This window comes from Clostridium ragsdalei P11 (genome assembly GCF_001675165.1).
In the GTDB taxonomy this organism is placed as follows: Bacteria; Bacillota; Clostridia; order Clostridiales; family Clostridiaceae; genus Clostridium_B; species Clostridium_B ragsdalei.
Genome location: NZ_LROS01000018.1, coordinates 63485 through 71946 on the forward strand (window position 1 = coordinate 63485; position 8462 = coordinate 71946).

Here is an 8462-nt window from a genome sequence, read left to right on the forward strand (position 1 = left end):
AGGACTAAATTTATATTTTAATTTTTAAATAAGGTAATTAAAATAATTTTAAATTAAATATGTTATATGTTTTAAAATTATTTCTTAAGCATAGAGGCTCAAATCTTTGATTTAGAGCTAATATCTTATTCCTTCTAATATTTTAAGGGGGAAATCAATTATAATATTCAAATGGGAGGGTGAAGTATTTAATGTTAACTAAACAGCAAAATGAAGACCTGTCTGGACAAGATGTAATTGAAAAATATCCTAAAGAGCAGAGATTTACTCTTGCTATACTACAGGATATACAGAGAAAGTACAAATATATACCCAGAGAAGCACTGGAGAATTTAGCTAAGTATTTGGACACGCCTGTAAGTAGACTGTATGGTATGGCTACTTTTTATAAGGCATTGAGCCTTACTCCAAAAGGGGAAAACATAATAACTGTATGTGATGGAACCGCTTGCCATGTTGCTGGTTCTATGGTTGTAATGGATGAACTTGAAAAGGCAATAGGAATTAAACCAGGTGAAACTACAGAAGATCTTAAATTTTCAATAAATACAGTTAACTGTATAGGATGCTGTGCAATAGCTCCTGTCATGATGATAAATGACAAATATTTTGGAAATTTAACACCTAAACTGGTTGAAGAAATTCTTAGTGAGTATAGGAGTGAAAGCCATGAGTGATAAAAAAATTGTCAATATATGTTGTGGAACAGGTTGCTTAGCTAAAGGCAGCAAGGAAGTATATGAAGAAATGAAGGCACAAATAGCTAAATTAGGGGCAAATGCAGAAGTAAATGTTAAATTAAAAGCAACAGGTTGCGATGGATTGTGTGAGAAAGGTCCTGTACTGAAAATATATCCAGATGACATTGCATATTTTAAAGTTAAAGTAGAAGATGTAGAAGACGTAGTAAAAAAGACATTGATGAATGGGGAAATAATTGAAAAATTATTATATTTTGAAACTGCTACAAAACAGAGATTAAGAAATCATAAAGAAAGTGAATTTTGTAAAAGACAATACAAAATTGCTCTCAGAAATGTTGGTGAAATAGATCCAATAAGTTTGGAAGATTATGTTGAAAGAGGCGGATATAAAGCTCTTAAAAAAGCAATAAGCAGCATGAAACCTGAAGATGTGCTTGAAGAAATAACAAAATCAGGTCTTAGAGGAAGAGGTGGAGCAGGATTCCCAACAGGACGTAAATGGAAAACTGCTGCAGATATTGATACATCACCTATATATGTAGTATGCAATGGTGATGAGGGAGATCCTGGAGCATTTATGGATAGAAGTATAATGGAGGGAGATCCTAACAGTGTTATAGAAGGTATGACATTGTGTGCCTATGCAGTAGGAGGTACAAACGGCTTTGCTTATATAAGAGATGAATATGGACTTGCTGTAGAAAATATGCAGAAAGCTATTAATAAAGCAAAAGATGAAAATTTATTAGGTAATAATATATTAGGAACTGACTTTTCCTTCGATATACAGATAGTAAGAGGTGGAGGAGCTTTTGTATGTGGTGAGTCTACTGCACTTATGTCATCTATAGAAGGTATGGTAGGAGAACCTAGAGCTAAATATATACACACTACAGAAAAAGGATTGTGGGGACAACCTACTGTTTTAAATAATGTAGAAACTTGGGCCAATGTACCTATAATAATTGAAAAAGGTGGAGATTGGTATCATGCTATAGGAACTATGGAGAAGAGTAAGGGAACAAAAGTATTCTCATTAGTTGGAAAAGTTAAGAATACTGGACTTGTAGAAGTACCTATGGGAACTACTCTTAGAGAAATAATATATGATATTGGCGGTGGAGTATTAAACGACAGAAAGTTTAAGGCAGTTCAAATAGGTGGACCTTCAGGAGGATGTTTACCATCTGAATATTTAGACTTGCCAGTAGATTATGATACTTTGGTTAAAGCGGATTCTATGATGGGTTCCGGCGGAATGATCGTAATGGATGATAGAACCTGTATGGTAGATGTAACTAGATATTACTTGAGTTTCTTAGCTGAAGAATCTTGTGGAAAGTGTGTACCTTGTAGAGAAGGCGTAAAGAGAATGCTTGAAATACTCACTGATATATGCAATGGTGATGGAAAAGAAGGAGACATAGAAGAGCTTCTTGAAATATGTTCCATGACAAGCAAGGCATCTCTGTGCAGTCTTGGTAAGAGTGCTCCAAATCCAGTAAAAGCAGCTATAAGATATTTTAGAGATGAATTTGAAGAACATATAAAGAATAAGAGATGTAGAGCAGGAGTTTGTAAGAAACTTACTACATTTGGTATAGATCAAGATAAATGTAAGGGATGCGATATGTGTAAAAAGAATTGTCCAGCTGATTGTATAACAGGGGAAATTAAGAAACCACATACAATAGATGCTGATAAGTGCTTGAGATGCGGTAACTGCATGAACATCTGTAAGTTTGATGCTGTTAAGGTTTTATAGGGAGGTGAATGTAGATATGAAAATTACAATAGATGGAAAAGCTTGTGAAGCTGAAAAAGGAGAATTCATATTACAAATAGCAAGAAGAAATAATATATATATACCTACACTGTGCCACAGTGATGCATTGCCTGGGCTTGCTAGCTGTAGACTGTGTATAGTTAAAGTAGTAGATAGGGGACGTGCAAAGATAGTAACTTCCTGTATATTCCCTGTAAGTAAGGAAGTAGAAGTTATAACTAATGACGATGAAATAAAGAGAATGAGAAAAAACATAGTTATGCTTTTAAAAGTAAGATGCCCTGAAAATAAAGAAGTAAATGAATTAGCTAAAGCCTTTGGAGTAGAGGAAAAGAGAGTAAAGAGGTTCAAATTGGATCCAGAACAAAATTGTGTTTTGTGCGGACTTTGTGCAAAAGCTTGCAAGGAATTAGGTACTGGAGCAATCTCAACAGTTAATAGGGGTATGTATAAAGAAGTAGCAACTCCATATCACGAATCTTCACCAGAATGTATAGGATGTGCTTCCTGTGCAAATGTTTGTCCAACTAATGCAATAAAAGTTGTGGATAAAGATGGAGAAAGAGAAATATGGGGCAAAAAATTCAAGATGGTTAAATGTGATTTGTGCGGAGAATATTTTGCTACAGAAGAACACGTAAAATATGCTTACAATAGGCTTGGAAAAGAGCAGCCAGAAAAGCTTATGTGCAGCAGCTGCAAGAAGAAAGTTACAGCCAAAGATGTCAAAAATATTTTTGAGAACGTGTGAAAATTAAAAGAGGGGTGGTAATTTAAATGAAACCAGAGTTTAATTCTTTTGTAATAGCCGATCCTGACAAGTGCATAGGCTGTAGATCTTGTGAGATTGCCTGTGCTGCAAAACATAGAGAAGATACTCAAGGAAAAACTATTGGAACTATGAATAATAAAGTTACTCCAAGGTTATTCTTTGTTAAAAATAAAGGAAATGTAATGCCGGTACAATGCAGACATTGTGAGGATGCACCATGTCTAAATGCCTGCCCAGTTAATGCTATAGTTGAAAAAGATGGAAGTATCATTATAAATGAAAGTGCATGTATAGGGTGTCAGACCTGTACAATAGTATGTCCGGTAGGTGCTGTAAGTTTACTTCCTAGAACTCAAGGTAAAGTAGTTACAGGAGGAATTCAGGTTAAAGTAAGAGCAGCAGCTTATAAATGTGATTTATGTAAGGAAGAGGGAGGAGAACCTGCCTGCGTCAAAGAATGTCCAAAAGAGGCCTTAAGGTTAGTAGATCCTAGAGAAGATAAAAAAGATCGTAGTGTGAAAGCTGCTATGGAACTGTTAAATATAAACGCAAATCTCTAATTTATAAGTTATAAAAATCCGGAAAAGAAAGGAATGTTAAATATGCCAACTAGTACTTCTATGATAAATATAGATGAAGAATTATGTACAGGCTGCAGACGATGTGCGGATGTCTGCCCTGTAGATGCTATAGAAGGTGAACAGGGTAAACCTCAGAAGATAAATACTGAAAAGTGTGTTATGTGCGGACAATGCATTCAAGTTTGTAAAGGCTATCAATCTGTATACGATGATATTCCTACTCCAGTTAGCAAAAGGTTATTTGATAGAGGATTGTTAAAGGAAGTAGATGAACCATTATTTGCAGCATATAATAAAGGTCAGGCAAAGAGAGTTAAAGAAATTTTACAAAACAAAGATGTATTTAAAATTGTGCAATGTGCACCTGCTGTAAGAGTTGCTATAGGAGAGGATTTTGGAATGCCTCTTGGAACTTTAAGTGAAGGAAAAATGGCAGCTGCACTCAGAAAATTAGGATTTGACAAAGTATATGATACAAACTTTGGTGCAGATCTTACTATAATGGAAGAAGGTAGTGAGTTACTAAAAAGAGTAGCTGAAGGTGGAGTTTTGCCAATGTTTACTTCTTGTTGTCCAGCATGGGTAAAATATGCAGAACAAACATATCCAGAACTTTTACCTCATCTTTCAAGTTGTAAGTCTCCAAATCAGATGGCTGGAGCTATATTTAAAACTTATGGAGCAGAGATAAATAAGGTTAATCCGGCTAAAATTTATAATGTATCTGTTATGCCATGTACATGCAAGGAATTTGAAAGTGAAAGAGAAGAAATGCATGACAGTGGACACAGAGATGTAGATGCAGTTATAACTACAAGGGAATTAGCACAACTGTTCAAAGATGCTGATATAGATTTTAATACTATTGAAGAAGAACAGTTTGATACTCCTCTTGGTATGTATACTGGTGCAGGAACTATATTTGGTGCTACAGGTGGAGTTATGGAAGCAGCACTTAGAACTGGATATGAACTTTATACTAAAAAAACTATTCCAAGTATAGATCTTACTATGGTAAGAGGTGGAGAAGGTTTTAGAACTGCTGAAGTAGATTTAGGAGATATTAGACTAAAAGTAGGAGTAGTTTCCGGCTTAAAAAATGTAAAAGATGTTATGGAATCAGTAAAGGCAGGTAAATGTGATTTACACTTTATAGAGGTTATGACTTGTCCTCAAGGATGTATAAGTGGTGGAGGACAACCTAAGGTTATACTTGATTCAGATAAAGAAGAAGCTTATAATAATAGGAAAAAGGGACTATATAATCATGACGCTAATCTTACTTATAGAAAATCACATGAAAATCCAGAAATAAAGAAAATATATGATGAGTTCTTAGACAAACCATTAGGAGCTAAGTCTCATGAATTATTGCACACTAAATATATCTCAAGAAAAAAGGAGAGTTAATAAAATGAAGAATTGCCTCGTAGTAGCAGATCCTAATAAATGCATAGGATGTAGGACTTGTGAAGCAGCTTGTGGTATTGCACATTCAGGAGGGGACTTTTTTAATACAAATGTATCCAAAATTAATTTTAATCCTCGCTTAAATGTGATAAAAACTGCTAAAGTAAGTGCTCCTGTTCAATGCAGACAATGCGAAGATGCACCTTGTGGTAAAGCTTGTCCAGTTAACGCTATTTCAAATGAAAATGGTTATGTTAGTGTAGATAAAGATGTATGTGTTGGATGTAAAATCTGCATGTTAGCTTGTCCTTTTGGAGCTATTGAATTAGCTTCTCAATATAAGGATGGAGAAGTTGTAGACCAAAAGGGACTTAAGATGAGTGAGGAAGGTAATCCTACTGTAAATGGAAAAGGAAGAGTGGTAGCAAATAAGTGTGATCTTTGCCAGGATAGGGATGGAGGACCTGCTTGCATAGAAGTTTGTCCTACAAAATCTCTCAAATTAGTTACTTATGATGACAATAATAATATAGTTGAAAAAAAAGATGACGACGAACGTGAAGTAGGCTAAAGATTATATAAAATTATAAATAAAAGTTAGGAGCTTTCATCATAGCATATGGTGAAAGCTCTTAGCTTTTTATTGTATATAACTTAACTCAATTTCTTAAATATCAAAGTACAAAGATTAAAGAACAAATAAGGATAAGTTTCTTCCTAACGTCAGAAAATATTAAAATTATAGATTTCCTGAGGTACAAGGGAAATCATCTTTATCTGTTCTTTGCTATTTGAAATTTGTTCTTTTTAAAAAATTTGCTTTTCATTATTTTTTATTAAATCAAAATTTCATATGTGTGAAAGTTGAGTAATTTGGATAAGCAAAAAATACTCCAGCATAGGGGTCTAACTATGCTGGAGTATTTTTACTTAGATTTTAGGCTTTTAGGTTTAGGGCTATTAAAATGTTTTTTCAAACATATATTCACATTTATATTAAAGCAATTTTTGTGCCAATTGTTGTCCTATTGAAACAAGACACTTTATATTTATATAATATCATAATGACACAAAAAGTCAATATCATTATGATATTATATAAATATTTATCATAATGATACAATAATTTTTTATGATTATTCTCAAAATGTGATATACTAAAACTAAATAGAAGATTTACATATTGAGGAGGTTATAGAATGGAAGATATGAGTTTTCTAGATGATGTAGGTAGTATGTGCAGGATTGATATGGACAGTATATTGGAATATGATATATCATCTTTTATACTTAAAGCTATTTTTGATTGCTGTTACGATGGTCTCATAATTACAGATGAAAACCTTTTAATAAAAAAAGTGAATATAACAACTGTTAAAATACTGGGAGTAAAAGAAGAAACTTTATATTTAACTTATTTAAATGAAATATTAAAGGATGAAATATTAAAAACTGTAGTACTTACTGGAGAAAACAAGTGGTCACAAGATTGCAGTTTTTATATAGATGGAAAAAGGATAAGATGTGTTGTAAATTTGGTGCCTGTAAAATTAAGAGGACGAATTATAGGATTGGTACTTGCTATTAGAGATACTAAAAATTTGCATAAAATGGTAAACAACTTAGTGGGTTATAAGGCCTCATTTACTTTTGATGATGTTATTACAAAAAATGAAAGGGAGAAAACTGTTATAAAGTTAGCTAAAAGAGCAGCTAAAACAAATTGCAATATACTCATAGAAGGTGAAAGCGGCACGGGAAAAGAAGTATTTGCGCAATCTATTCATAATTACAGCAGTAGAAGTAAGGGGCCTTTTGTAGCTGTAAACTGCGCTGCAATACCTAGAGAATTAGTAGAAAGTGAACTTTTCGGATATGAAAAAGGTGCTTTTACTGGTGCGTCAAAAGGAGGAAATCCAGGAAAATTTGAATTAGCAGATGGAGGTACAATATTTTTAGATGAAATAGGAGAACTTCCACTTGATATTCAATCAAAACTTTTGAGGGTATTAGATAACCTTAAGATAGTTAGAGTTGGAGGAAACTATGAAAAATCTATTGATGTAAGAGTAATTGCGGCAACAAATAGAGTACTTAAAGATGAGGTTGAAAACAAAAATTTTAGAGGAGACCTTTATTATAGACTTAATGTCATGAATATTCATCTTGTTCCTCTAAGAGATAGAAAGGAGGATATAGAACTTTTAGCTCAGTATTTTGTGAGTCAGCTTAATATTAAGAATCCATGTGATCCCAAATATATAGACCCTTCTTACATAGAAAAGCTGAAAAGATATAATTTTGAGGGAAATACAAGAGAACTTAGAAATGTAGTTGAAAGATCCTATTATCTTTGTGAGGATACAATGATAACTTCAAAGTACCTTATTGGTAGGGGTGGAAAAGCTGAAGCACCAATAAGTAATGATTTATCAAAAGAGGTTTTACCTTTGGAAGTAGTAGAAGAACGGTGTATTCGAAATGCACTTCAATATTGTAAGGGAAATGTCATGAAGGCGTCTGAATTATTACAAATAGGTAAGGCGACTATATACAGAAAAATAACTAAGTATTGTATAGATTTGAATTTATACAATGATAAATCTGAAAATTAATTTAACTTTAAAATTAAAGTATAGTTATAATACTAATAAATATAATAAAAAAGCGAAAAATAACATGTAAACAATTAAAAATATTGCTAAATATCTTAATTGTATAATACTAGTGATTAAAAAATTAATAGAGGGGAATATGTATGTTTTTAGGTAAAGTTGTTGGAAAGGTTGTTTCTACCCAAAAAAGTGAAAAGCTTATAGGAAACAAATTATTAATAGTAAAAAAAATAGATGAAAAAGAAAATTTAATAGGTGATCATTTTGTTGCTGTAGATACTGTAGGTGCAGGTGCTAATGACACTGTAATTGTGGTTACAGGAAGTGGATCAAGAAATTCTAGTGATTCTCAAAATGATATACCAATAGATGCTTCTATCGTAGGTATTGTAGATTCTATTGAATGGGATGAACGTTAGATGATAAATATAATTAAAAATTAAGAGTTAAGAATTAATAGTTAATGTCTCATAGGCCCCCTCATAAAGCTGGAATAATTAACTCAGTTAATTTAAAATTAATTTAGAGTTTTGAGAGGGGGTTTTTATGAATTTCATAAGAAAATATACAGAAGAAGAAAGAGTGAAAATGGTA

Annotated in this window: 8 protein-coding genes; all 8 read left to right on the forward strand. The window is 32.7% G+C overall.

All coding sequences use genetic code 11. The annotated features are described in order from the left end of the window. Nucleotides 1-191 precede the first annotated feature (191 nt). The 8 genes from nuoE (at nucleotide 192) to CLRAG_RS09340 (ending at nucleotide 8287) form a co-directional block, all read left to right on the forward strand. Entirely contained in the window at nucleotides 192-677 is a 486-nt protein-coding gene (gene nuoE / locus CLRAG_RS09305; protein WP_065078189.1) for an NADH-quinone oxidoreductase subunit NuoE, read from the forward strand. Then, nucleotides 670-2469 (forward strand): NADH-ubiquinone oxidoreductase-F iron-sulfur binding region domain-containing protein, encoded by a 1800-nt coding sequence (locus CLRAG_RS09310; protein WP_065078190.1) that lies wholly within the window; start codon nucleotides 670-672, stop codon nucleotides 2467-2469. Before nuoE ends, CLRAG_RS09310 begins: the two co-directional genes overlap by 8 nt. Before the next feature lie 16 nt (nucleotides 2470-2485). Beyond that, complete coding sequence (locus CLRAG_RS09315; protein WP_023162856.1) at nucleotides 2486-3241, forward strand: 2Fe-2S iron-sulfur cluster-binding protein; 756 nt, start codon at nucleotides 2486-2488, stop codon at nucleotides 3239-3241. Between the two features lie 26 nt (nucleotides 3242-3267). After that, a complete protein-coding gene (locus tag CLRAG_RS09320) occupies nucleotides 3268-3822 on the forward strand; it encodes a 4Fe-4S dicluster domain-containing protein (protein ID WP_013237376.1) in 555 nt (184 codons plus the stop codon). A gap of 42 nt (nucleotides 3823-3864) precedes the next feature. Then, nucleotides 3865-5253 (forward strand): [FeFe] hydrogenase, group A, encoded by a 1389-nt coding sequence (locus tag CLRAG_RS09325; protein WP_083985648.1) that lies wholly within the window; start codon nucleotides 3865-3867, stop codon nucleotides 5251-5253. A gap of 4 nt (nucleotides 5254-5257) precedes the next feature. Continuing rightward, nucleotides 5258-5824, forward strand: coding sequence for a 4Fe-4S dicluster domain-containing protein (locus tag CLRAG_RS09330; RefSeq protein ID WP_065078192.1), 567 nt, complete (start codon nucleotides 5258-5260; stop codon nucleotides 5822-5824). A gap of 628 nt (nucleotides 5825-6452) precedes the next feature. Next, entirely contained in the window at nucleotides 6453-7868 is a 1416-nt protein-coding gene (locus tag CLRAG_RS09335; RefSeq protein ID WP_154104968.1) for a sigma-54 interaction domain-containing protein, read from the forward strand. 143 nt (nucleotides 7869-8011) lie between these two features. Beyond that, a complete protein-coding gene (locus tag CLRAG_RS09340; RefSeq protein WP_013237380.1) occupies nucleotides 8012-8287 on the forward strand; it encodes a EutN/CcmL family microcompartment protein in 276 nt (91 codons plus the stop codon). Nucleotides 8288-8462 lie beyond the last annotated feature (175 nt).